Source organism: Allobosea sp. BK604, from assembly GCF_004341515.1.
Taxonomy (GTDB): domain Bacteria; phylum Pseudomonadota; class Alphaproteobacteria; order Rhizobiales; family Beijerinckiaceae; genus Allobosea.
Map to the genome: position 1 here is coordinate 168929 of NZ_SLZF01000010.1, position 23719 is coordinate 192647.

At 65.9% G+C, this 23719-nt stretch carries 22 protein-coding genes; 12 read left to right on the top strand and 10 right to left on the bottom strand.

The window, feature by feature from the left end; translation table 11 throughout:
• Positions 1-3 precede the first annotated feature (3 nt).
• Genes EV560_RS27450 through EV560_RS27470 form a run of 5 tightly spaced genes read left to right on the top strand, consistent with a single transcriptional unit; the run spans position 4 to position 6918 of the window.
• Positions 4-969 carry an NAD-dependent epimerase/dehydratase family protein gene (locus EV560_RS27450; protein ID WP_131859026.1) on the top strand — a complete coding sequence of 322 codons (966 nt, stop codon included), beginning with the start codon at positions 4-6 and terminating at the stop codon, positions 967-969.
• Complete coding sequence (locus EV560_RS27455) at positions 966-2228, top strand: glycosyltransferase family 4 protein (RefSeq protein WP_131859027.1); 1263 nt, start codon at positions 966-968, stop codon at positions 2226-2228. Before EV560_RS27450 ends, EV560_RS27455 begins: the two co-directional genes overlap by 4 nt.
• On the top strand, positions 2225-4474 hold the full coding sequence (locus tag EV560_RS27460) for an NAD-dependent epimerase/dehydratase family protein (protein ID WP_131859028.1): 2250 nt from the start codon (positions 2225-2227) through the stop codon (positions 4472-4474). The genes EV560_RS27455 and EV560_RS27460 overlap by 4 nt, the downstream gene beginning before the upstream one ends.
• Positions 4464-5705, top strand: coding sequence for an oligosaccharide flippase family protein (locus EV560_RS27465; RefSeq protein ID WP_165923682.1), 1242 nt, complete (start codon positions 4464-4466; stop codon positions 5703-5705). Before EV560_RS27460 ends, EV560_RS27465 begins: the two co-directional genes overlap by 11 nt.
• Entirely contained in the window at positions 5683-6918 is a 1236-nt protein-coding gene (locus EV560_RS27470; RefSeq protein ID WP_131859030.1) for a glycosyltransferase, read from the top strand. Before EV560_RS27465 ends, EV560_RS27470 begins: the two co-directional genes overlap by 23 nt.
• A gap of 81 nt (positions 6919-6999) precedes the next feature.
• On the opposite strand, the gene EV560_RS27475 is transcribed toward EV560_RS27470, so the two are convergent.
• From EV560_RS27475 to EV560_RS27495, 5 genes are all read right to left on the bottom strand, one after another.
• Complete coding sequence (locus EV560_RS27475) at positions 7000-7746, bottom strand: LuxR C-terminal-related transcriptional regulator (RefSeq protein ID WP_131859031.1); 747 nt, start codon at positions 7744-7746, stop codon at positions 7000-7002.
• 801 nt (positions 7747-8547) lie between these two features.
• Positions 8548-9894, bottom strand: coding sequence for a UDP-glucose dehydrogenase family protein (locus EV560_RS27480; RefSeq protein WP_131859032.1), 1347 nt, complete (start codon positions 9892-9894; stop codon positions 8548-8550).
• A 191-nt stretch (positions 9895-10085) separates the two neighbouring features.
• Positions 10086-10322 (bottom strand): hypothetical protein, encoded by a 237-nt coding sequence (locus EV560_RS27485; protein WP_131859033.1) that lies wholly within the window; start codon positions 10320-10322, stop codon positions 10086-10088.
• A gap of 241 nt (positions 10323-10563) precedes the next feature.
• Positions 10564-10764 (bottom strand): hypothetical protein, encoded by a 201-nt coding sequence (locus EV560_RS27490; RefSeq protein ID WP_131859034.1) that lies wholly within the window; start codon positions 10762-10764, stop codon positions 10564-10566.
• 180 nt (positions 10765-10944) lie between these two features.
• On the bottom strand, positions 10945-11991 hold the full coding sequence (locus EV560_RS27495; protein WP_131859035.1) for an aldo/keto reductase: 1047 nt from the start codon (positions 11989-11991) through the stop codon (positions 10945-10947).
• 126 nt (positions 11992-12117) lie between these two features.
• Between EV560_RS27495 and EV560_RS27500 the strand changes: the two genes are divergently transcribed.
• Entirely contained in the window at positions 12118-12699 is a 582-nt protein-coding gene (locus tag EV560_RS27500) for a TetR/AcrR family transcriptional regulator (RefSeq protein WP_131859036.1), read from the top strand.
• Between the two features lie 121 nt (positions 12700-12820).
• Here EV560_RS27500 and EV560_RS27505 read toward each other — a convergent pair whose 3' ends face one another.
• Together EV560_RS27505 and EV560_RS27510 are read right to left on the bottom strand one after the other, a co-directional pair.
• Positions 12821-13855, bottom strand: coding sequence for an aldo/keto reductase (locus EV560_RS27505; protein WP_131859037.1), 1035 nt, complete (start codon positions 13853-13855; stop codon positions 12821-12823).
• A 53-nt stretch (positions 13856-13908) separates the two neighbouring features.
• Positions 13909-15102: an MFS transporter gene (locus tag EV560_RS27510; RefSeq protein WP_131859038.1), complete on the bottom strand. Its 1194-nt coding sequence runs from the start codon at positions 15100-15102 to the stop codon at positions 13909-13911.
• A 102-nt stretch (positions 15103-15204) separates the two neighbouring features.
• Here EV560_RS27510 and EV560_RS27515 point away from each other — a divergent pair, with 102 nt between their 5' ends.
• Positions 15205-16110: a LysR family transcriptional regulator gene (locus EV560_RS27515; RefSeq protein WP_131859039.1), complete on the top strand. Its 906-nt coding sequence runs from the start codon at positions 15205-15207 to the stop codon at positions 16108-16110.
• Between the two features lie 48 nt (positions 16111-16158).
• Positions 16159-16515: an arsenate reductase gene (locus EV560_RS27520; protein ID WP_131859040.1), complete on the top strand. Its 357-nt coding sequence runs from the start codon at positions 16159-16161 to the stop codon at positions 16513-16515.
• Positions 16516-16635: 120 nt separating this feature from the next.
• On the opposite strand, the gene pstS is transcribed toward EV560_RS27520, so the two are convergent.
• Complete coding sequence (gene pstS, locus EV560_RS27525; protein ID WP_248312231.1) at positions 16636-17679, bottom strand: phosphate ABC transporter substrate-binding protein PstS; 1044 nt, start codon at positions 17677-17679, stop codon at positions 16636-16638.
• Between the two features lie 127 nt (positions 17680-17806).
• The gene (locus tag EV560_RS27530; RefSeq protein WP_131859042.1) at positions 17807-18679 is read right to left on the bottom strand and encodes a DMT family transporter; all 873 of its coding nucleotides are present in this window, start codon (positions 18677-18679) and stop codon (positions 17807-17809) included.
• Between the two features lie 91 nt (positions 18680-18770).
• Between EV560_RS27530 and EV560_RS27535 the strand changes: the two genes are divergently transcribed.
• The 4 genes from EV560_RS27535 to EV560_RS27550 all read left to right on the top strand — a co-directional run bounded on the left by EV560_RS27535 (position 18771) and on the right by EV560_RS27550 (position 22673).
• On the top strand, positions 18771-19658 hold the full coding sequence (locus tag EV560_RS27535; protein WP_131859043.1) for a LysR family transcriptional regulator: 888 nt from the start codon (positions 18771-18773) through the stop codon (positions 19656-19658).
• Positions 19659-19797: 139 nt separating this feature from the next.
• Positions 19798-20556 (top strand): hypothetical protein, encoded by a 759-nt coding sequence (locus EV560_RS27540; protein ID WP_131859044.1) that lies wholly within the window; start codon positions 19798-19800, stop codon positions 20554-20556.
• A gap of 151 nt (positions 20557-20707) precedes the next feature.
• Positions 20708-21832, top strand: coding sequence for a tRNA guanosine(34) transglycosylase Tgt (gene tgt / locus EV560_RS27545; RefSeq protein ID WP_131859045.1), 1125 nt, complete (start codon positions 20708-20710; stop codon positions 21830-21832).
• Positions 21833-21872: 40 nt separating this feature from the next.
• Positions 21873-22673, top strand: a complete 801-nt coding sequence (locus EV560_RS27550; RefSeq protein ID WP_131859046.1) for a hypothetical protein — start codon at positions 21873-21875, stop codon at positions 22671-22673.
• On the opposite strand, the gene EV560_RS27555 is transcribed toward EV560_RS27550, so the two are convergent.
• Positions 22638-23573, bottom strand: a complete 936-nt coding sequence (locus EV560_RS27555) for a DMT family transporter (RefSeq protein ID WP_165923683.1) — start codon at positions 23571-23573, stop codon at positions 22638-22640. The two genes, EV560_RS27550 and EV560_RS27555, sit on opposite strands and share 36 nt — an antisense overlap.
• Positions 23574-23719: the final 146 nt, after the last annotated feature.

Genomic DNA, 23719 nt, shown 5'->3' on the forward strand with positions numbered 1-23719 from the left:
AAATTGAACGGCCACGATCGTATTCTGATCACTGGTGGCAACGGCTATGTCGGCCGTCAGCTCACACGGCGGCTCTATGGAGACCATGAGATCTGCGTCGCGGATAATATCCGCTACGGCCAGGTCCGCTTCAGCGATGCCGACCTCGCTCGCATTCGGCTGGAACGGGTCGACATCACCGATCAGCAGGCCATCTCCGCGCTTGTCGCAGATTTCCAGCCCGACGTGATCATCCACCTCGCCGCGATACACTACATCCCGGAATGCGAGCAGGATCCGACGAAATCCCTGATGACCAATGTCGTCGGCGTGATGAACCTGCTCCTCGCCGCGCCCCCCGGCTGCCGCTTCGTCTATGCCAGCAGCGGCGCGGTCTATAAGCCCGATACGCAGCCGCATTGCGAAGGCACGGCGGCCCTCGAGCCGAGCGACATCTACGGACTGAACAAGCTGCATGGCGAGCATTATGTCCGCTATCTCGCCAAGCAGCGCTCGCTCGCCGCTGTGGTGGTCAGGCTTTTCAACGTCGTTGGACCGGGCGAGACCAATCCGCATCTGCTGCCGGAGATCGTCGCCCAGCTGAAGGCCGGGCGCACCACGCTCAAGCTCGGCAATCGCTGGCCCAAGCGCGACTATATCCATGTCGAGGATGCGGCGCGCGGCTTCGCGACGATCGCGACCGACGAGACGCTGGTCCCGGGCGCCACGGTGACGGTCAATCTCGGCACCTCGCGCCCCTATTCGGTCGACGAGATCCTGAGCAAGCTCAGCGGCATCGCCCGGATCGAGTTCGGGCTCGAGGAGGATAGCGACCGCGTCCGCGCCGTCGACCGGCCCTTCCTGGCCGCCGACACGACGCAGATCCGCCAGCGCTTCGGCTGGGAGCCGGCATTCACCATCGACGATGCCTTGAGCGATCTCTGGCGCGCCCCCGACCTCTCCGAGACGCTGACGGCGAAATATCGATGATCAGAGTCCTCGCAGCCATCGTGGCGCCGCCACATCTGTCGGTCAGCGGCGCCGGGCGCGCCGCCGAGCAGCTCAGCCTCGGGCTGGCCCAGCATTGCGACGTCACCATCGCCAGCATGATGGGGTCGCAGACCGCGCCGGAGGAAAGCAAGCTGCGCCGCGCCGCCGTGAAGGTGACGCTGCCCTTCGGCCTGCCCTGGCAGCGCATCCCCAACCGCTACCGGACGCTGTTCTACCGGTCGGACATTCCCGAACTGATCCGTGCGGGCGGCTTCGATCTCGTGCATCTGCACAATCCGATGCCGGCGCTCGAAATGGCCCGGATCGCCAGGGCCTGCCGACAGGCCGGCATTCCCTATGTGGTCTCGACCCACGGCTTCAACGAGATCGCCAATGGCGACCGCATCTACGGCTTCGGCCTGCTGAAGCAGCTGGTCTGGAAGTCGCTGGTGACGCTGCCGGTGCGTTCGGCCCTGCGGCATGCCGCAGCGATTTTCGCCCTGTCGCCGGCCGACAAGGAGATTTCCCGCAAGCTGGGCTTCGCCGGCGATGCCTTCGCACTCGTGCCGAACGGCGTGCCTGCGTCCCGGCCGGCCGATCCGGCTGGCGACGAGGCGATCTATGCGCGGCTCGGCCTCGGCGAGCGCAAGCCGGGCCGGATCACCTGCATGTTCCTGGCGAACCACACCCCGAACAAGGGCTTGCCGATCCTGCTTTCGGCCTTCTCGCAGCTCGATTGCCCCTATCAGCTGATCGTCGGCGGCGAGAAGCGGCCGGAGGTGGATTATGGCCTGGCGTCGCCGCGCCGGCCCGACCAGCAGATCGTCGTCACCGGCCGACTGTCGGACGACGAGGTTGCGGCCCTGTTCCGACGCTCCGACCTCTTCGTCTTCCCGACGCTCGCCGATACCTTCCCCTTGGCGATCCTGGAGGCGATGTCCTACGGGCTGCCGGTGCTCGCCTCCCATGTCGGCGGCATTCCCTATCAGATCGACGACCGGTGCGGCCGCCTGGTCGAGGCGGGCAATGTCGAGCAGCTCGCCGAGGCGGTGAGCCGCTTCGCGCGCGCTCCCGCCACCTTGGCCAAGATGGGCCGCCACGCCAGGGCGCGCGTCGCCACGCAGTTCACCTGGGATAGCGCCGCGAGCCGCGCCTTCGCGGAATACGAGCGCCTGCTCAGCTCGCCACATATCAAACCCGCACCCGCCAAGCCGCGCGTCGGTGCCGCCACCCGAATTGAAAGAGGGACGCCTGCATGAGCACGCAAGATCTAGGACGACTGGCCATTATCGGCTGCGGAGCGGTGGTGGATTATCATATCCTGCCGTCACTGCGGCGCATCGGCTGGTGCCCCGACGTGCTCGTCGACCGCTCGCCCGAGCGCATCGCGCTCGCCGCCGGCAAGCTCGGCAGCAAGGGGCGCTCCATCGTCAAGGCCGCGGACTGGCGCGAGGTCGCCGATAGCTTTGATGCCGCCATCGTCGCCGTGCCGCATGTGCTGCATGGGCCGATCGGCCTCGATCTCCTGGCCGCCGGCAAGCATCTCTTCATGGAGAAGCCGCTGGCCGTGACGACCGCGGAATGCGAGGCGATGATCGCGACGGCCAATGATGGCGGCCTCTCGCTGCGCGTCGGCTTGCTCAGGCGCTATCTCCACGTCACCCGCTGGCTCAAGGCGCTGCTCGAAGCCGGCGTGCTCGGCGAGATCAAGCGCTTCGACATCCGCGAAGGCTTCGTCTTCAATTGGGCGACGAGCTCCGATGCCCTGCTGCGGCGCGAGCTGGCCGGCGGCGGCGTCCTGATCGACACCGGCGCCCATACGCTCGATCTCCTGCTCTGGTGGCTCGGCGACGTCGCCTCGCTGAGCTATCGCGACGATGCCGGCCATGGCGTCGAGGCCGATTGCGTGATGGATTGCACGATGGCGTCCGGCGCCACCGGCCGGGTCGAGCTCAGCCGCACCCGCGACCTGCGCGATACCATCCTGATCGAAGGAACGCAGGGCTTCGTCGAGATCCATCTCGCCAAGAACCTGGTCCTGGATGGCTCGCCCAACGTGCTCGCCTTCCAGCATGAGGGCCACAGCCCGGCCGAGATGCCGATGCAGCTCTTCCCGGAGCTGTTCGACGGCGAATTGCGCGATTTCCGCGCCAGCGTCGCCGGCGATGCCAGCAAGGGCATCGGCGGCGTGGAAGGCATGCGCTCCGTCGACCTGATCGAACGCTGCTATGCGGCGCGCGAGCCACTCGAAATGCCCTGGCAATCGGCGCAGCCCGCGGCCGCCGCGGACGAGTCCGTGCCGCGCTTGCCGGCCGGCAGCACGGCGCTGATCACCGGCGCGACCGGCTTCATCGGCGGAAGGCTGGCCGAGCGTCTCCTCGAGCAGGGCGTGAAGGTGCGCTGCCTCATCCGCAATTTCGGCCAGGCGGTGCGGCTCGCGCGGCTGCCGGTGGAGATCGTTCGCGGCGCGCTCGACGATGCCGAAGCGGTCTCGCGCGCTGTCGAGGGCGCCGATTACGTCTTCCACTGCGCCTATGACCTGCGCTCGCGCGCGCTCAATCTCAATGGGCTGGAGAACCTGATCGCCGCATCGCGGCAGCAGAACGTCAAGGGCTTCGTCTATGTCAGCAGCTTCTCGGTCTATGAGCCCTTCCCGGACGGGGCGCTGACCGAAGAGACCCGCGACGGCGATCGCTCCTGGATCTATTGCCGCAACAAGCTCGATCTCGAGGCGCGCGTGGTCAAGGCCGCGCAGCAGGAAGGGCTGAATGCCAGCATCGTCCAGCCGGCGATCGTCTATGGCCCGTTCTGCAAGCCCTGGACCAATGCACCGGCGGAAATGCTGCTGACCGGCGAGGTGGTCCTGCCCGATCTCGGCGAGGGGCTGTGCAACGCGGTCTATATCGACGATCTGGTCGATGGGTTCGTGCTGGCGGCCTCACGGCCCGAGTCCAAGGGCGAGCGCTTCATCCTGTCGGGACCGGAGCCGGTAAGCTGGGCCACGTTCTACGAGACCATTGCCGATGCCGTGCAGTCCGCCAAGCCGGTCTATTGGCCGGCCGAGGCCATCGGCAAGGAAAATCACGGCTTCGTGCGCGATCTCAAGATGGTGCTCGCCAATCCCAAGCGGCTGATCCAGATCATCGTGCGCTGGCCGCCGGCGCGCCAGGCGCTGCAAGCCGGCTACGATGCTCTGCCGAAGCCGCTCTACGATTTCGTCACGCGCGTCTATTTCGGTGGCGGCGGCCGGCGTTTCGGCATGCGCTACCTGCCCGATCAGCAGGCCCTGGCGCTCTATCGCTCGCAGGCTCATGCCAGCAACGAGAAGGCGACGCGGCTGCTCGGCTACCGTCCGCGCTATGGCTTCACCGAGGGCATGCGCGAGACCGCCGCCTATCTGGCCTGGGCCTATGGTGACCTGCGCCGGCAAAGCGGCCAGGCATCCGCGCCCCCGGCTGCCAACACGAGCGAAGGCGCTTCGGCGAAGCTGGTCAATGCGGATTAACGCGCATCTGCTCCGCTCGTCCTGGACGATCCTCGACCAGGGGGTCGTCAGCCTCGGCGCCTTCCTGCTCAACATCGTGCTGGCGCGCAACCTGCCGCCGGACGAATACGGCGCCTTCGCGCTCGTGCTCGGCACGCTGGTGCTGGTGCAGCTGATCAACGGCTCGCTGATCTTCTATCCGATGTCGATCCGCTGCACGGTGCTGCCCGATGGCGAGCGGCAGAAGCTGATCGGCCGCAGCCTCGTCCTGCTCGGACTGCTTTGCGTGCCGCTTCTGCTGCTTGTCGGCATCGGACTGGTGCTGATGGGGCGTGACGAGCTCGTCGTGCCGCTGCTGGTCTACTTCGCCATCTGGCAGGTACAGGAGGCCTTGCGGCGCGGCCTTTTCGCCGAGTTCCGTCATCGTGACGCGCTGATCGGCGACGTGATCGGCTATCTTGGCCAGGTCGCCCTGGTGCTCCTCCTGCTGCAGCGCGGCAGTGTCGAGCTTCCCGAGGTCTTCCAGGCCTTGGCGCTGGCCTCGGCTGCGGCGCTTGTCGTGAATTACTGGCAGGTCGGCGCCAATTTCCGCGAGCTGCGCTCCTTGCGCGAGACCATGGCGGATTTCTGGCAATTGGGACGCTGGTCGCTCGCCAACAACCTGACGGGCGCCTCGCGCGTGCAGATCTTCCTGTGGGGGCTCACGGCGCTCTTCGGGCCGGCCGCGACGGCTTCGTTCCAGGCGGCGTTCAACGTCATCAACCTCACCAACCCGATCCTGCTCGGCCTGTGCAACGTCATCCCGCAGACGGCGGCCCGGAGGTTCCAGGACGGCTACGATAGCGCCTGGCAGGCGGCACGGCCTTACGCCTTCGCCGGCGCGCTGCCGATCATGCTTTGCTACGGCGTCCTGCTGGTCATGCCGGAGGCGATCCTGCATGTGCTCTACGGCCCGAACTCGGCCTATGCGGGCCTTGTGCTGCCGATCCGCATCCTGGCTGCGGGCGCGCTGCTCGGCTACTCGGCCGACATGGTCTGCTCCTACATGCACGGCGTCGATGCGGCGCGGCTGGCGCTGCTGATCAATGCTCTCGGCACGGTCGCGGCGCTGAGCCTGTTCCTGCCGCTCGCGCTAAATCTCGGCGTGGCCGGTGCCTGTGCGGCTGTGGCGGCTTCAAGCCTGGTGCGGCTGATTGCTTCGCAATGGATACTGTCGAGGATGATCGCCGATGGGCGCCGACCTGTTGTCTGAACCGCGTTTCGCGCCCAAGGCCTGGGTGCCCGCCGTCACTCGCCGGCGGCTGGATATCCGCCATGTCGTCATCGACGATATCAGCCCCCATCCATCCGCTGCGAACGGCATCCACCATGTCGCGCGCCGGCTCGCACGCGAGCAGATCGCTGCCGGCGACGATGCCAGGATCATCTTCCTGCGCCAGCACAAGATGGCTGGCGAGACGGAATCCTTCGATCTGCCGACGCTGATCCTGCCGCTCGACGGGCCCAGGATCATGGGCCATGTCGTCGGTGTGGTTCCGCAGGTCGTCAGCGCGCTGACCGCGGGCGCGGGTCCCGATACGATCTTCCATATCCACACGGCCCGGCAGCCGCTGCTGCTCTCGCTGGTGCGCGCGCTCAATCGGCGCGGGCTTCCCTTCGGCATCACCATCCATGGCCGCTATTCGCATGTCATCGACGGCAATGATGGCGTCGCGAACTGGAAATCCGCGCTCTACCTGCGCCTCGTCGAGCGCTGGGCCATCGAGCAGGCGCGTTTCGTCCAGGCGGTCTCGAGCGCCGAGGCGGCCGTCATCCGCCGCCTCGCGCCGCGAGCTCGGATCTGCGTGATCCCGAACGCGGCCTATTCGAGCACGCTTGACGGCAGGCCGGCGGTGCCGCGCCGTACGGCCTCCTTCGCGGCTTTCCCGACCTTCGGCTTCTGCGGGCGCTATGAGATCGTCCACAAGGGCCTCGACCTGCTGATCGAGGGCTTCGCGCTCCATCGCCGCGAGGGCGGTGCCGGGCGGCTCGTGATGATCGGAACCGGGCCGGCCCGCGACATCATCGCCGCGATGGTGAACACCTCGGGGATCGCCGACGCCGTCGAGATCCATGGCCCGTGCTTCGGCGCGGAGAAGCAGCGCAAGATGCAGGACTGGGATTTCTTCGTGCAGCCCTCGCGCTTCGACGGCGTGCCCATCGCGGCGCTCGAGGCGGCACTTACGGGACTGCCGCTGATCGTCTCCACCGAGACCGGGCTCGCCCAATCCATCGAGGTGGCCGATGCCGGGATCGTGATCCGCAGTCTGACGGCCAGGGCGGTCGCCACCGCCTTCGCGGAGGCGGCCGCGATCTCGACCCATGACTGGGATGGGATGGCCGCTGGCGCCTATGCCGTGGCGACGGCGATCGGCGACTGGACGCCGATCGCCGCGAGCCTGCGCAAGCTTTACGTATCGGCCTGATGAAACGCATCGGCCCCGCTCTGCCAGGGCAGGGCGGGGCCGAAATGTCGGGGCGCCAGTCGCTTTACGGCGCCAGTGGCCTCAGGGGGCCATGTGCACCCGGTTGGACTTGTAGGCTGCGCCATGAGTATCCAGCGCGCCATGCCCGTCGAGCACTGCAGGAGGCGGGTCGAGGCGGTTGACCGCCCAGATCGCAGCCTGGGTCCGGTTCTGCACATGGATCTTGCGCAGGATCGCCTTGATATGGACCTTCACAGTAGCCTCGACGATGTCGAGACTGCGCGCGATCATCTTGTTCGACTGTCCGCGCACGAGGCATTGCAGGATCTGCATCTCGCGAGCTGAGAGCGAGCGCGACGAATGCGAGATCGTCGGCACTTCCGTGACGATCTCATCGTCGATCTCGATATCCACGCCCTGCTCGTCGACCATCCGCGTCAGGATCGCCGAGGGGAAAATGCTCTCTCCGAGCATCACCAGTTCGAGCGACTTGATCAGGGTCGAACAATTGATGGTCTTCATCAAATATCCGCGCGCCGAGAGCCGGAAGGCGGTATGGACCTGGTCGGGAATGTATTGGTCGGCCAGCACAACGACCCGGGCCTGCGGAAACCGCGTCTTCAATGCGCGGATATTCTTTTCGAATCCGGTGTCGTTCTCGCTGACGCCAACAATGATGAGCTCCGGATCCGGTGAGGAGTCGGTTTCGACCTCATCGGAATGGGAAACCATCGCAGTAACGATGAAACCCGTTCGCGCCAGTAATTTGCAAAGACCTTCTCGAAATAGAGTGCTATGTTCTACTAATAACGTCGGGACGCCACTCATCGTTGCCCCTCCTGGGAGAATTACGAGTTAACTGCAATTTTTTTCGCCGCAATCTTTTAGCCAAAATTCCCTCAACTGGCTAAGGGCAAGTTATACATAATTTTCTCAGGTTTTCTAGCGATTTGTGAGTGCATTTGCTCACGTTCTTCGCTGTGATGTTTTGTGTAATTATGTAATAAATTCTTAATCTTTTGAAAGAAAATATTAATTCAATCGACTGTGTTGCCGATTTTGTTTGATAGTATTAGGTTTATTGGGGAATGTAACTAAAGGTTAGAATGATTAATTCCTCAAACATCAAAAAATGTAACCTAAAAAAACAAGAATTTACCTAAGGTAAGGGCTTTGGCGAATGGTCGTCATACGGGTTAGACTTCCAGCGCAAGGCTTCGGCCAGAATGAATAAGGTGTCGTGAGATTTTACGGCTTACGGCCTGCGATCGGGGCCGGCGAGGGGTTACCCCGAAAGAGATAGTCTCCGCCCCGGAACACTCGCCGAGGAAGCCAAAAGGTCAGGTTTCCTGGCGTCATTGTCGCCAGAAATTAAGTTGAGGCAAAGGACCGTCCAGGGTTGATCGAAAAGCGCAGCGATCGGCAAGGATGATGCTGGTCGCTTATGCTGATCCGATCAGTAAAGTCTTCCAAGTAACTCACGGCCATATCAGGCATTTTATTTAATTAGCCAGCACCGTGAAATAGCCCTTCCGCTTCCTGAGCCGGACAGTGCACCTCCCGGGCACGGCGCGTGGATATATGCTTGTCATCCGCGCGTTGAGGGGGGCAGCGTCACCTTGGAACGGCTCACTCGGCAGCGATGCGTACCACCTCCGGCATCGGATCGCGGGCTGCCCGGCCAACGCTGACATAGGTGAAGCCGAGGGCCTCCATATCCTCAGCACGATAGATGTTCCTGAGATCGACGATCACCGGCTCACGCAACGCTTGCCTGACCCGGTCGAGGTCGAGCGCGCGGAACTCGTCCCATTCGGTGACCACAGCGAGCGCGTGCGCGCCCGCGATGCAGCCATAGGCATCGCTGGCATAGTCGACATCGTCCAGGACGAGCCTGGCATTGTCGGCCCCCTCCGGGTCATAGGCGCGGATCCTGGCGCCGGCATCCTGCAGGGCGGTGATGATCGCGATCGAGGGCGCCTCGCGCATGTCGTCGGTATTCGGCTTGAAGGTCAGGCCGAGCACTGCGATCGTCTTGCCGCGAACCGAGCCGCCGCAGGCCGCAATCACCTTGCGGGCCATGGCGCGCTTGCGCTTGTCATTGACCGCGACGACCGTCTCGACCAGCCGGAGCGGTGCATCATATTCCTGCGCCGTCTTCATCAGCGCGAGCGTGTCCTTCGGGAAGCAGGAGCCGCCATAGCCCGGTCCGGCATGCAGGAATTTCGGCCCGATGCGGTTGTCGAGGCCGATGCCGCGCGCGACTTCCTGCACATTGGCGCCGACCTGCTCGCACAGATCCGCCATCTCGTTGATGAAGGTGATCTTGGTGGCGAGGAAGGCGTTGGCGGCGTATTTCGTCAGCTCCGAGGTCCGCCGCGAGGTGAAGAGCAGCGGTGCGGCGTTGAGATAGAGCGGCCGGTAGAGCTCCTCCATCACGGCCCGGGCGCGGGCATCCTCGGTGCCGATCACGATCCGGTCCGGCCGCTTGAAATCGGCGATCGCGGCGCCTTCGCGCAGGAATTCCGGGTTCGACACCACGGCGAAATCGGCGTCGGGCCGGGCCTCGCGCATGATCCGTTCGACCTCGTCTCCGGTGCCCACGGGCACGGTCGACTTGGTGACGACCACCGTATAGCCGGTCATTGCCAAAGCGATCTCGCGCGCCGCCTGGTAGACATAGGACAGATCGGCATGGCCGTCGCCGCGCCGCGCCGGCGTGCCGACCGCGATGAAGACGGCCTCCGCATCGGCGACGGCCGCTTTGAGGTCAGTCGAGAACGATAGCCGGCCAGCCTGGGCATTGCTGGCGACGAGCGCTTTCAGGCCCGGCTCGAAGATCGGGATCTCTCCGTGCCGCAGGGCCTCGATCTTGGCCGGTATCTTGTCGACGCAGGTGACGACATGGCCGAAATCGGAGAAGCAGGCGCCGGATACGAGTCCGACATATCCCGAGCCGATCATTGCGATACGCATCTTGAAACACCTGGGCTGAAAGCAGAACGCGCTCGCGTTTGTCGAATTTACGCAAAACACGTGCGTGGGGATGCTGTCGGCAATAGTTTCACCGGGCAACTGGCTAAAATGGTATCTGTTTGATCATTGGATGTATTGCCAATGCGCGCTCATCCTCCGCCAGCGCGGCTGCCGCCGGTCCTTGGCCATCCTCAGAGCCGATGCCGGCGTTGCGCTGCCGGGCGCAAGGTTGGGGCGGCATGGACGGCAATGGCCAGAAGGGCAGCGCAGTAGAAGACGATCCACAGCAGGCTGACGAAGCCGATGATGCCGGTCTCGCGCAATCCGAACTTATGGCCGGGATGTTCGAGGGCGGAATTGACGGCCGTCCACAGCGCGACGGCGGCATAGAAAAAGACGAGTACGAACTGGATGGCAGTTGCAAGCACAGCTCAATGTCCGTGAAATTGCCGAAGGTTTATTAATCACGATGTACTTCACGGTGCCAAGTTCAATTCCGAAGCAATGCTGCGCGAAATCATGATCTCGCGGACGATTTGGGGGTATCTCCCCGCTGGGCGCAGATGCCGGCTTGCCCCGCGCGGGAAGAGCCAAGCCAGTTCGTGAGGTCGGCAAATGGCGCGCGTCGAAATCGCCGGCTGCGTCTCGGGATGCCTGGTCGAAAGCGCTCTAGGATCTGGCGTTCGCGTAGACAGGCTGGTTGCCGGCGGGGCGTGCTGGCCGCGCCAGGCCGTCGCTTTCACTCTCCGGCTGCCTGGCGGGGATCGGCGCGGCGTTCCGCGCCTCCCGCCGGTGTTCCTGGACCCAGCCGCTGATGCCGCTAAGCGCCAGCCCGAGGGCGATCGCGAGCATGATGAGCGTCCATGTCATGAGATTGGCCTCGCCTGTACGCAACAAGCGACAGTATCGCAGGATTTTAACTATTGGTTAACTCTGATGGTGCTGCGGATGCGCGGAAATTCCGGATATAGCGGCGGGGACTATCGGGCATTTCGCCAAGTTGGCATGGAACGACCGGCCGGGGCGTTGCGCTCCGGCCGGCCGTGATCGTTACGCGACCGGCATCACCGGCAGGTCGAGCAGGTCGAACTTGCCGCCGCTGAGGCGCTGCCGGTTCCCGGGATCGCCGAGCAGCGCATAGGGAAAGACCGGTGCGATTGCGCTGACGGCATCGAGCCGCGCGATCTGCCCCGGCGTGAGCCTGACCTTCACCGCGCCGAGATTATCGGCGAGCTGCTCGACCGTGCGCGGGCCGATGATCGGCAGCGAGCCCTTGGCGGCGACCCAGGCAATGGCGACCTGGCCCGGCGTCGCGCCGATCTCGTCGGCGAGCGTCAGCACCTCGTCGAGAATGGCGCTGCGCTGGCTGCTGTTCTCGGCCTGGAAGACGCGCCCGCCGAAACCCTGCAGCCGGCCGGCTTCGCCGCGGCGGTATTTGCCGGTCAGCATGCCGCCGCCCAGCGGCGACCAGGCGACCACGCCGAGCCCCAGTGCCTGCGCCATCGGCAGCAGGTCGTGCTCGGTCGTGCGCTCGACCAGGCTGTGCTCGACCTGGATGCCGGCGATCGGCAGCGCGCCGCGCAGTTCGGCGATGGTCGCAGCGCGCGAGACGCGCCAGGCCGGAAAATCGGACAGGCCGCCATATTGGATCTTGCCGGCCCGGGCGAGGTCGTCGAAGCCGCGCAGGATCTCCTCGGCGGGCGTCACGCCATCGGCGAAATGCACCCAGTAGAGATCGATCCGCTCGGTCTTCAGCCGCTTGAGGCTTGCTTCCAGCGAGGTGACCATGGCCTTGCGGCTGTTCCCCGTGGCGAGAATGCCGTGGGCCGGCGTCGCGCCTTGCGTGAATTTCGTCGCGAGCACGAAATCGTCGCGTCTTCCCTGGAGCGCTTCGCCCAGGATCTCCTCGGACTCGCCGAACTGATAGCTGTCGGCCGTGTCGATGAAATTGCCGCCGGCCTCGGCATAGCCGTCGAGGATGCGGCGCGCCTCGGCCGGCTCGGCGCCATGCCCCCAGCGTGTCCCGAAACTTCCGGCGCCGAGCACGAGCTCGGAGACGCGCAGGCCCGTGTGCTCCCCGAAAACCTTGTAGCGCATGGAACTCTCCCGATGGTCGCCGGTCGGTGCGGCGCGCTGTTAAATGACGATCATCATGATCGTTGCGGATAAATGTCGACCATCATATATTCTGTCAAGGGATGATCTCGAAATGGGAGGCGCGGCATGAAAGTGAGCAGGGAACAGGCGGCGGAGAACCGCGAGCGCATCATCGACGTTGCCGGCAAGCTCTTCCGCGAGCGCGGCTTCGACGGCATCGGCGTCGCCGACCTGATGAAGGCCGCCGGGCTGACCCATGGCGGCTTCTACGGCCATTTCAAATCGAAGGACGACCTGATCGCCCAGGCCAGCGCCCGGGCCAATGCCGGAACTTGCAAGACATGGTCCGCGACGGTCGACAGGCTGGGTGAGGGCGCTTTTGCGGCCCTTGCCGGCCAGTATCTCTCAACCGCGCACCGCGACAATCCTGGCATGGGCTGCGCCTTCGCGGCGCTCGGCAGCGAGGTGGGGCGGCAGGGCGAGGCGGTGCGCGGCGTCTTCAGCGAGGGGCTCGAGGGGCTCATCGATATCCTGGCGGGTACGCTGCCCGGGGGCTCCGCCGCCGAGAAGCGGCGCAAGGCGCTGGCGGCAATGGCCGAGATGGTCGGGGCTCTGGCGCTCGCGCGCGCCGTCGGCGACGACGCCCTGTCAAAGGAAATCCTCGCGGCTGCCCGCGAGGATTTGGGGATCGAAGCGGCCTTCCCATGAAGGTCGATCGACTTCCGACGTCAGTGCAAGCGTGGCGAAGCCATCGAGGGGACCGGCGCCTGGCGGCCCCTGGATGGCTTCGTTGCTTGCGCGCCTCGCAGTGACGGCAAGCTCTTCGCCGTCAGACCAGCGGCGGGTTGAGCTGGGCGAAGCCGCCCGGGCGCCGGTAAGGGAAGTAAGGATAGGGTGCCGTCACTGCGCTCGCCGCGTCGAGCTTGGCGATCTGCTCCGGCGTCAGCGACCAGCCGACCGCGCCGAGATTCTGCCGCAACTGCTCCTCGTTGCGGGCGCCGATGATGACGCTCGACACGGTCGGGCGCTGCAGCAGCCAGTTGATCGCGATCTGCGGCACGCTCTTGCCGGTCTCCTGCGCGATCACGTCGAGCGCGTCGACTACCTTGTAGAGCCGCTCGTCATCGACCGGCGGACCGAACTCCGCCGTCTGGTGCAGGCGGCTGCCCGCGGGCAGGGGCTGGTTGCGGCGGATCTTGCCGGTCAGGCGGCCCCAGCCGAGCGGGCTCCAGGCCAGCGCGCCCACACCCTGGTCATGGCCGAGTGGCATCAACTCGTATTCGTAGTCGCGCCCGACCAGCGAGTAATAGACCTGATGCGCGACATAGCGCTGGAAACCATGCTTCTCGGCCGCAGCAAGCGATTTCATCAGCTCCCAGCCGGCGAAATTGGAGACGCCGACATAGCGCAGCTTACCGGCGCTCACGAGCCCGGACAGCGTCGACAGCACCTCCTCGACCGGCGTGCCGGCGTCGTAGGCGTGCAGTTGCAGCAGGTCGATATGGTCGGTCCCGAGCCGGCGCAGCGCATCCTCGACCGCCTTGATCAGCCGGACGCGCGAGGAGCCGGCATCGTTCGGCCCTTCACCCATTGGCAGGCTGGTCTTGGTCGAGATCAGCACCTCGTTGCGACGGCCCTTGATCGCCTCGCCCAGCACCTCCTCGGAGGCGCCGTTCGAATAGACGTCGGCGGTGTCGAACAGGGTGAGGCCGGCCTCAAGGCAGATATCGACGAGGCGGCGCGCTTCCTTCGCATCGGTATTGCCCCAGGCACCGAAAAGCGGGCCGGAGCCACCGAAGGTGCCGGCGCCGAAGCTGAGCGCCGGGACCTTCAGGCCGGAATTGCCGAGCCGACGATAGTCCATGGATCTTGTCCTTTTGGATCGGTGAGCTTGGATAAGTATGAGAATTGAAGCACTTAACCGCACAGCGCCGGGCCGGCGGGCGCCGCCTTGAGCGCGGCCTGCCTGCGGTCGAGCCGCAGGCTCCAGAAGGCGATGGCGAGCGCGCCGATCGGCATCAGCATCGCGACGAGCGGGATCGCGGTCAGGCCCGGCCCATAGTCGATGGTGGCGCCGCCGGCCCAGGCGCCGAGTGCGTTGCCGAGGTTGAAGGCGGCGATGTTGAGGCTCGAGGCCAGGCTCTGGCCGGCGCCGCTCGCGCGCTCGAGCACCCACATCTGCAGCGGCGGCACGGTGGCGAAGCCGGCAGCGCCAAGCAGGAAGACGAAGATGGTGGCCGCGATCGCATCATGGATGGCGAAACTCATCAGCCCGAGCACCAGGGCGAGCACGAGCATGCTGCCGAGCACGGTCGGGATGAGGTACCTGTCGGCGAGCTTGCCGCCGACAAGGTTGCCGATGATCAGGCCGGCGCCGAACATCAGCAGGATCGGCGAGACGGCACTGTCGCTCAGGCCGGTCACCTTGGTCAGGACGGGCGCGATATAGGTGAAGACCGCGAAGACGCCGGCAAAGCCGAGCACGGTCGTGAGCAGGCCGAGCAGCACGGGGCGCTGTGCCATCGCCTTGAGATCGGCGCGCCAATCGCTCGCCTCGGGGGCGTCCTTATCCTTCGGCACGAAGGCGGCGATGATCGCGAGCGCGACGATACCGACCAGGGTCACCGCCCAGAAGGTCGCGCGCCAGCCGAGCTGCTGGCCGAGCCAGGTGCCGAAGGGCACGCCGAGGATATTGGCGATGGTCAGGCCGGTGAACATGACCGCGATGGCGGACGCCTTGCGATCGGCCGGGACGAGATTGGTCGCGACCACCGAGCCGACGCCGAAGAACGTTCCATGCGCGAAGGCGGTCAGGATGCGCGCCGCCATCAGCAGGCCGTAGCTCGGCGCCAGCGCACAGGCTAGGTTGCCGAGGGTGAAGATCACCATCAGCGCCAGCAGCACGGTCTTGCGCGGCCAGCGCGCGGTGAAGGTGGTCATCAGCGGCGCCCCGACGACGACGCCGAGCGCATAGCCGGAAATCAGCAGGCCGGCCGCCGCGATCGAGACGCCGAGATCGGCGCTGACCTCGAGGAGCAGGCCCATGATCACGAATTCGGTGACGCCGATGCCGAAGGCGCCGGCGGTGAGGGCATAGAGGGCAATGGGCATGATTTCGATCCGCAGACGGAGGATGTCTGGCGGCAAGATGGTGCAATGCGGCATCGTGCATTAGATTGCCGCCGGGCACATCATTTGTGAGTTGAATTCATCATGGCGCGTCTCGACGTCAATCGCTCCGGCGAGATGGAGGTGTTTGCCAAGGTCGTGGAGCTCGGCGGCTTCTCAGCCGCGGCGCGCGTCTTCGGCATGACGCCCTCGGCGGTGAGCAAGCTGGTCGCCCGGCTGGAGGCACGGCTCGGCACGCGGCTGGTCAATCGCTCGACGCGCAAGCTCCAGCTCACGCTCGAAGGCACCGGCTTCTACGAGCGCAGCATCCGCATCCTTGCCGATCTCGACGAGGCCGAGCGCAGCGTGGCCGCGAGCGAACGTCCCGTCGGCCGCATCCGGCTCAACACCAACGCCTCCTACGCGACGCATATCCTGATGCCTGTGGTGCCTGAATTCCTGGCGCGCTATCCCGAAGTGACCCTGCATATCATCCAGACCGACACGGTCGTCGATCTGATGGAGGAGAGCACCGATGTCGCGGTCCGCGCCGGCCCGCTGAAGAGCTCGAACCTGATCGCCCGCAAGCTCGGCTCGACGCGCATCACCCTCGTCGCGGCTCCCGCCTATCTGAAGCGGCACGGTGAGCCGAAGAGCATCGCCGACCTCGACCGGCACAACCGGCTCGGCTTCTGCTACACCCGCGCCATCGAGGGCTGGCCGCTCCTGCGCGGTGGCGAGCAGGTCATCATCCCGATTGCCGGCAACGCCAGGACCAGCGATGGCGAGGCGCTGCGCCATCTCGCCATTGCCGGCGGCGGCATCGCGCGGCTCGCGGCCTTCACCGTGCGGGATGATATCAAGGCGGGGCGGCTGGTGCCGATCCTGGAAGAACTGAATCCCGGCGACCTGGAGCCCTTTCACGCGGTCTATCTCGGCCAGGGCGGGCCGCTGCCGTCTCGCGTCAGGGCGCTGCTCGATTTCCTGGGGGAGAAGGGCCGCGTCGGTTGAGCGCGAGCCTGCCACTGCCTAGAAACGGACGACGAGGCAGAGGACGTCATGGCGATCACGATCTACGGCATCAAGACCTGCGACACGATGAAGAAGGCGCGCACCTGGCTCGACCAGCACGGGGTTGCCTATGTCTTCCACGATTACAAGACGGAAGGCGTGTCGAAGGCGCTGCTCGAAGGCTGGTGCAAGGAGCATGGCTGGGAGGTGATCCTCAACCGCGCCGGCACGACGTTCCGCGCCCTGCCGGAGGCGGATAAGGAAGGGCTCGACGCCAAGAAGGCGGTGGCGCTGATGCAGGAGCATACGTCCCTGATCAAGCGCCCGGTGCTCGACCTCGGCGATCGGCGCCTCGTCGGCTTCAAGCCGGAGATCTATGCGGCAGCGTTCAAGGCCGCAGCCTGATTTGGACGGTCATTGCGAGGCGTGCAGCGACGAGGCAATCCAGCAGCCGTCGAGCTCCACGAGCCTGGATTGCTTCGCTGCGCTCGCAATGACGATGGGGGAGCCCGTAGCCAGAGCCTGTCAGCTCCCGGCCTTCATGCTCGAAGCCCAGTAATCCTTGACCTGCTTCACCAGGCTTTCCGGCAGCGGCACATAGCCGAGCGCGGTGGCGTCGGCCGCGCCGCCCTCGAAGGAGATGCGGAAGAAGTCGAGCACCTCCTGCGTGCGCCGGCTATGCGGCTTCGGCACCAGCGCGAAGGTCGTGGCGACGATCGGGTAGGCGTCCTTGCCCGGCGCATCGGTCAGCAGCAGCGAAAAATCCTTGGCCTTGGCCCATTCGGCGCTGGCCGCGGCCGCCGCGAAGGTGGCGGGCTCAGGCTTGACGAAGGTGCCGGCCTTGTTCTGCACCAGGCCATAGGCGAGCGCTGCGCGCACCACCTGGCCGAACTCGATATAGCCGATCGAGTTCTTGATGCGCTTCACCGCTTCGGTGACGCCCTGGGTGCGCTCGGCGCCGGCGCCGGCGGGCCAGGCGACCTGCGTGTTGACGCCGATCTTCTCGCGCCATTCCGGGCTCGCCTTGGCGAGGAAGTCGGTCCAGTTGAAGGTCGTGCCCGAGCCGTCGGCGCGATAGATCACGTTGATCGAGGCGTCGGGCAGCTTGAGATCGGGGTTGACCGCCTTGATGGCCGGGTCGGACCAGGTCTTGATCTTGCCGAGATAGATATCGGCAAGCAGCGCGCCGGTGAACTTGATCTGGCCGGCACTGATGCCGTCGATATTCACCACCGGGACGATACCGCCCATCACGATCGGGAACTGGATCAGGGCCGAGCGCTGCAGTTCCTCGGAAGAGAGCGGCCGGTCGGAAGCGCCGAACTCGGCGGCGCGCTGGGTGACGCGGACCTCGCCGCCGAGCGAGCCGATCGGCTCATAGTCGACGCCGATATCGAGCGGGGTCATCTCGGCGCCATCCGACTTCACGACGCGATAGTTCTGCGCCCATTTGCCGATGACGGGAAAGGCGAAGCTCGAGCCCGCGCCGGTGATCGGCTCGGCCTGGCCGGGAGCCACGGACGAGGCCAGAAGGGCGCCGGCGACAGCCAGCTTGGCCAAGAGCTTCATCATTCTCTCCCTGCAACAACGTGGCCGGGGCGCCAGTCGGTAGACTTATTGCTATGGTCGAGCGGTGACGCTGCGATGACGGTTATGACAGCGGCAACGGGGCGCATGCGGAAGAAATGCTTGCGCTTCAGCGCCTTCCGGTCGTCGCCAGGGCGATGCCGAGGAGAACCGCGCCGAGCCCGGCGATGATGTTCCAGCCGATCGTCTCGCCGAGCAGCAGCGCGCCGGTGAGCGCGGCGACGACCGGGTTGACCGTAACCGAGATCGCGACCCGCGTCGGCGTGGTGCGGCCGAGCGCGAAGGACCAGAGGAAGAAGGCAAGCGTGCTGCCGACGAGCCCGACATAGACGAAGGCGAGCCATTGCGCGGTGTCGGCCGAGCCCAGCCTTTGCAGTCCTCCACTCGCGGCGGAGATCGCGATCAGCGTGGCGGCGCCGACCGCGACGCCCATGGTCGTGAAGGTCACGGGGCCGGAGCGGGTGATGAGGGGCCGCGACCACACGCTGTAGAGCGCCATGCACAAGGCCGCGCCGATCATCAGCAGGTCGCCGTGCCAGGCATTGGCGGGTGCGCTGGCGAGGCCGGTCAGCAGGGCGAGCGCGACGCCTGCCATGGCGATGACGACGCCGAGCGATTTGCGCCGCGTCAGCGCCTCCACCTTGAGCAGCGCCGCGACGAGCATGGTGAGCAACGGCAAGGTCGACAGCGCCAGCGCCCCGCGTGCGGCGGTGGTGAAGATCAGCGCGGCATTGAACAGGATCGGGAACAGGCCGAAGAACAGCGCGCCCAGGCCCACGACGGCCGGCCAGTCGCGGCGCGGCGGCCAGGGCTGCCTCTGCCAGAGCGCGATCGGCAGTAGCCCGAGGAAGCCGATGCCGAAGCGCAGCGCTCCGAGCGTCATCGGATCGGTGGCGCCGACGACATAGCGTGTCGCCGCGACCGAACTGCCGCCGATTGCGCTCGACAGCATCGCGGCCAGCACGCCCAAGACCTCGTTCATCGAATCCTCCGCGATCGCATTGCCTGCTTGTGCCTTGAGCGGTACAAATCAGGGAATGGAATTTCCTGGATAAGCCCTATCAGGAAGCGTGATGACCAGCGTTGCCGCGCTCGATCCCGATCTGCTGCAGGCCTTTCTCGCGGTGGCCGATCTGCGCTCCTTCACGCGCGCCGCCGCCAGGCTCAACCGCACGCAATCGGCCGTGAGCATGCAGGTTCGCCGGCTGGAGGAGCGGTTGGGGACGGAGCTGTTCCACCGCAGCACTGTTCATGTTGAGCTCAGCGCCTCCGGCGAGGCGCTGATCGGCTATGCCCGCCGCATCCTTGTGCTGGGCGAAGAGGCCGTCTCGCGCCTGCGCGAGCACGAGACGCAAGGTCATGTCCGGCTCGGCGTCATGGATGATTACGGCACCTTGCTCGTGCCGCCGCTGCTGGCGAGCTTCGCCGCGCTCTATCCGCGCATCCAGGTCGAGATGCAGACCGGCCTGACCGCGACCATGCCGGAGCGGCTCGGCGAGGCCTATGATCTCGTCATCGCCATGCACCCGGCCGGGCAGGGCGGCGGCATCCTGCTCCGGCGCGAACAGGCGCTCTGGGCCGTGGGCGCGACACGTTCGGCCCTGGCGCAGGAGCCCCTGCCGGTCGCGCTCTATCCGCAGGGCTGCCTGTTCCGGAAATGGGCGACGGCTGCGCTCGATGCGGCGGGCCGGCCCTGGCGCCTCGCCTTCGTCAGCCATTCGCTGGCGGCGGTCGAGGCCGTCGCAGCGCAGGGGCTCGCGGTCACGGTGGTCAAATCGGGCACCTGCCCGTCGAGCCTGCGCACGCTCACGCAGGCCGATGGCCTGCCGCCTTTGCCGGCGGCGGATATTCGCCTGCACAGGGCAAAGGGGCTGTCGCACCCTGCCGGCTTGCTGGCGGACCATCTGGCCGCGGCGCTTGCCGAAGCGCCGGCGCATCGGCATGTGCGCGCCGTTTCCTAAAGCATTTTCGAGCGAAGTGGCCCCCCGGTTCGAGTGAAGAAAATGCGTCAACACAAATAGATAGAGCATTTCGCCAGATCGAGATCATTTTAGTGATCCAGCCAAATCGGACTTAAGCGGCTTTTGGCAGGACAGGGACATGTCCGATGTCCAGAGCTTGCGCTCCTCGATCAAGACCACGGCGTCATATGGCCCGTTCCGGTTGCTCGAGGCTGTGCCCTGGCTGATGCTTGCCTCCTCCATGCGCTTTGTCGCCTATGGCGGCGGTGTTCTGGCTATCCCGGCGATCATTGTCGCCAATCTCGCTCTGCTGCTGGCCTTCATCATCGTGGTCTGGCGCATGGTCAGGTTCAGCGGCGGGCGCAGCGGCCTTGGCGAACTCGGCCTGCGCGATCAGCTGGCGATGGCGCGAACCGTGCTCTTGCCCGTCTTCGGAATGCTCGCTCTGGCGGCAGCTCTCGCCAGCCTATCGGGCGGCTTCGTTCACCCGCACGTCTTGATGCTGGGATTCGACGCGATCGCTTTTGACCAGGTCACCGATATCGGCCGTCTCTGGAGCGCCATCGTCGCCGCCGTCATGCTGATCATGGTGCTCCAGGTCGACGGTGAGGCCAGGCCCAGCTTGTGGCGAGCCCTGCGCGAGCTGGCATGGCGTTGGCGCAGGCTGGTGCCGGCGATAGCGATGGTTACGGCCGCGCATATGCTGCTTCACCCGGTCCAGGGCGTTTTTCGCCGTCTGGTCTACGAGTTCATGTTGCTCGATGGCGTTTCCAATGGCCTGAAACTCTTCGCATATTTCAGCTTCGTGTTTTCCTTCGCGTCGATCCGCCTGTGGCTGACCATCGCGATCCTGGTGCTTGCCCTGCGTCGGTCCCATCAGCAGCTGCCGCCCCGCTAGCGCATCGGCTCGAAGAGCGGATTGCAGCCTTCGGAAAAGCCGATGCGAAAACAAGAAGTCCGATGATCCAAGGCAGCCCTGCGCCGGCTGCGTCGCCGCAGGTCGATAATGCGGCTTTTGTCGAGGGCGCGGGCACGTTAAGCCGCAGCGCATGACAACCGATTTCAGTTTCCACCTGCTCGGGCGCGACGGCGCGGCGCGTACCGGCGAGATCCGCATGCCGCGCGGTGTGATCCGCACCCCAGCCTTCATGCCGGTCGGCACCGCCGCGACGGTCAAGGGCATGTATCCCGAGCAGGTCAAGGCGCTCGGCGCCGATGTCGTGCTCGGCAACACCTATCACCTGATGCTGCGCCCGGGCGCGGAGCGTATCGGGGGCCTGGGCGGCCTGCACAAGTTCATGAACTGGCCGCACCCGATTTTGACCGATTCCGGCGGTTTCCAGGTGATGTCGCTGGCGCAGCTCAGGAAGCTGACCGAGGAGGGCGTCGCCTTCCAGTCCCATATCGACGGCTCGCGCCACATGCTCTCGCCCGAGCGCTCGGTCGAGATCCAGAACCTGCTCGGCTCCGACATCGTCATGCAGCTCGACGAATGCGTCTCGCTGCCCTGTGAGGACAAGGTCGCAGAGAAGGCGATGCGCCTGTCGCTGCGCTGGGCCGAGCGCTGCAAGGCGGCCTTCGGCAACCCGGCGGGCAGGGCGCTGTTCGGCATCGTCCAGGGCGGTGCGGTGCCGGCGCTACGCGTCGAGAGCGCAAGGTCGCTCGTCGAGATGGATTTCAAGGGCTACGCCATCGGCGGCCTCGCGGTCGGTGAGCCGCAGGAGATCATGCTGGCGATGATCGAGACGGTCGAGCCGCATCTGCCCACCGACAAGCCGCGCTATCTCATGGGCGTCGGCACGCCCGACGATCTCGTCGAGTCGGTCAGTCGCGGCATCGACATGTTCGATTGCGTGATGCCGACGCGGGCCGGCCGCCATGGCCAGATCTTCACCCGCTTCGGCCGGATGAACCTGCGCAACGCCAAGCATGCCGATGATCCGCGCCCGATCGACCCGAAGTCGAGCTGCCCGGCCGCCAATTCCTACGCGCGCGCCTATTTGCACCACCTGGTCAAGGCCGACGAGATGCTCGGCAAGATGCTGCTGACCTGGGTCAATCTTGCCTATTACCAGGAGCTGATGGCCGGCCTGCGCGGGGCCATCGCCGAGGGACGGCTCACGGATTTCGTCGCGCAGACCAAGGAAGCCTGGGCGCGGGGCGAGGAGGCATGAGCCTCGCTCCTGCCTCTGCGACTGGAACCCGGCTGCCGAGATGATCGACCCCTGGCTTCTGATGCTGCTGCTCAAGATGGCGGTGGCGGCGTCGATCGTCGTCGGCTGCTCCGTGCTGGCGGAGCGCACCGGTCCGCTGCTCGCCGCGATGATCGCGACGCTGCCGATCTCGGCCGGGCCGGTCTATGTCTTCCTGGCGATGGACCACGACGCGGCCTTCCTCTCGGCCGGCGCGCTCGGCAGCATGAGCTCAAATCTCGCCAATGCCTGCCTCTCGCTGGTCTATGTGCTGCTGGCGCAGCGTTTCGGGGTGATCGTCAGCCTCGGCGCCGGGCTCATCACCTGGGGCAGCGCCGTCACCGTCCTGCGCGAGCTGGCGCCGCCCTTCCTCGTGCTGCTCGTGCTGACGATCGCCGGCTATTCCTCGCTGCACCTGATCTTCAAGCCTTACCTCGCGTCCCGTCCTGCCAAGCCGCCCGGCCGGCTCTGGTACGTCATCCCGCTGCGCGCCGCGGCCGTCGCCACCTTGACCGGCGTCGTCACCACCTTGAGCGCCAAGGTCGGGCCGGCCTGGTCGGGCGTTCTCGCCGCCATGCCGCTCGTGCTGTCGAGCCTGATCGCGATCCTGCATAGCCGCATGGGCGGTCCGGCGAGCGCTGCCGTCATCGCCAATAGCGCGCTCGGCCTGCTCGGCTTCGGCCTCGGGCTGGGGACGCTTCACCTCACGGCCGTGCCGCTCGGCTCCTGGCTGGGGCTGGGGCTCGGCCTTCTCGTCTGCGTCGTCTGGAACCTCGCGCTGATGGCGCTAGCGCGGCGCAAGGCGCGCCGGCCGGCGCCATGAGGCGACGAACAGCCCGGCGATGATCAGGACGATGCCGCCGATCTGAAGGCCGCTCGGGATCTCGCCCAGCACCGGGATGGCCATCAACGTCCCGGTGACCGGGATCAGCGGAGGGAAGCGCCCGACCACGGACGCGCCGAGCACATGCGCGGCCCAGCCCCAGATCCACAGGCCGATGATGACGTTGAGGACGCCCTGGTTGAAGGCGTGGAAGAGCAGCACCCACCAGGGCGCGATGTCGAAGCCGCGGAAGAACAGCAGGGCGTAGAGCGGCAGATAGGCCATGGACAGCACCGAGACGATGGCCGTCGCGCCCAGCCCGTCGATCTTCCAGCGCTGGATCATCAGGGGATAGAAACCCCAGAGTAGCCCGACGCCGAGGAAGAACAGGTCGCCCTTCAGCGTGTCGTTGGCGCCGGTGCTGCCGGAAATGGCGAGGCAGAGCAGCCCCGCCACCACCCCGGCGATGCCGATGACGAGATTGCGGGTCAGCGCGGCGCCGAACATCAGCACGCTGCCGACGATGCCGATCACCGTCACCGTGCCGGGCCCGATCGTCGCGCCATGCGCGGCCGGCGCCAGGGTCAGCCCCGTCAGCATCAGATAGGTCATCGGGAAGCCGCTGCTGATCGCCAGGAACAGGCCGCGACCCCAGCCGACGCCACCGCAATTGCCAAGGCCGCCCCGCCTGAGGAAGAGCGGCAGCAGCAATGGCCCGGCGGTCACGAAGCGCAGCGCCAGCAGATCATGCTGACTCAGCCCGTGCTGTACGGCATAGCGACTGATGACGAAGTTGGAACCGTAGATCAGCACGCTGAGCAGCATGCCCGCCACGGCGAGGCGCCAATGCAGGCGGTATCTGCTCTCGTTGAGCGGCGAATTTTCAGCGAGCGCGTCCATGCCCCGATTAATCCCGCACTGCACAAGAGCGGTAGGGGCTGGGTTGCATGACCCTATGGCGCTCATGGCGGAGCCCGTCCGAAACCGCCGCAATTGCTCCCCGGCCGCGCCATTTTGCCGCCCACAGCCTCGGGCTTGCTGCGCTC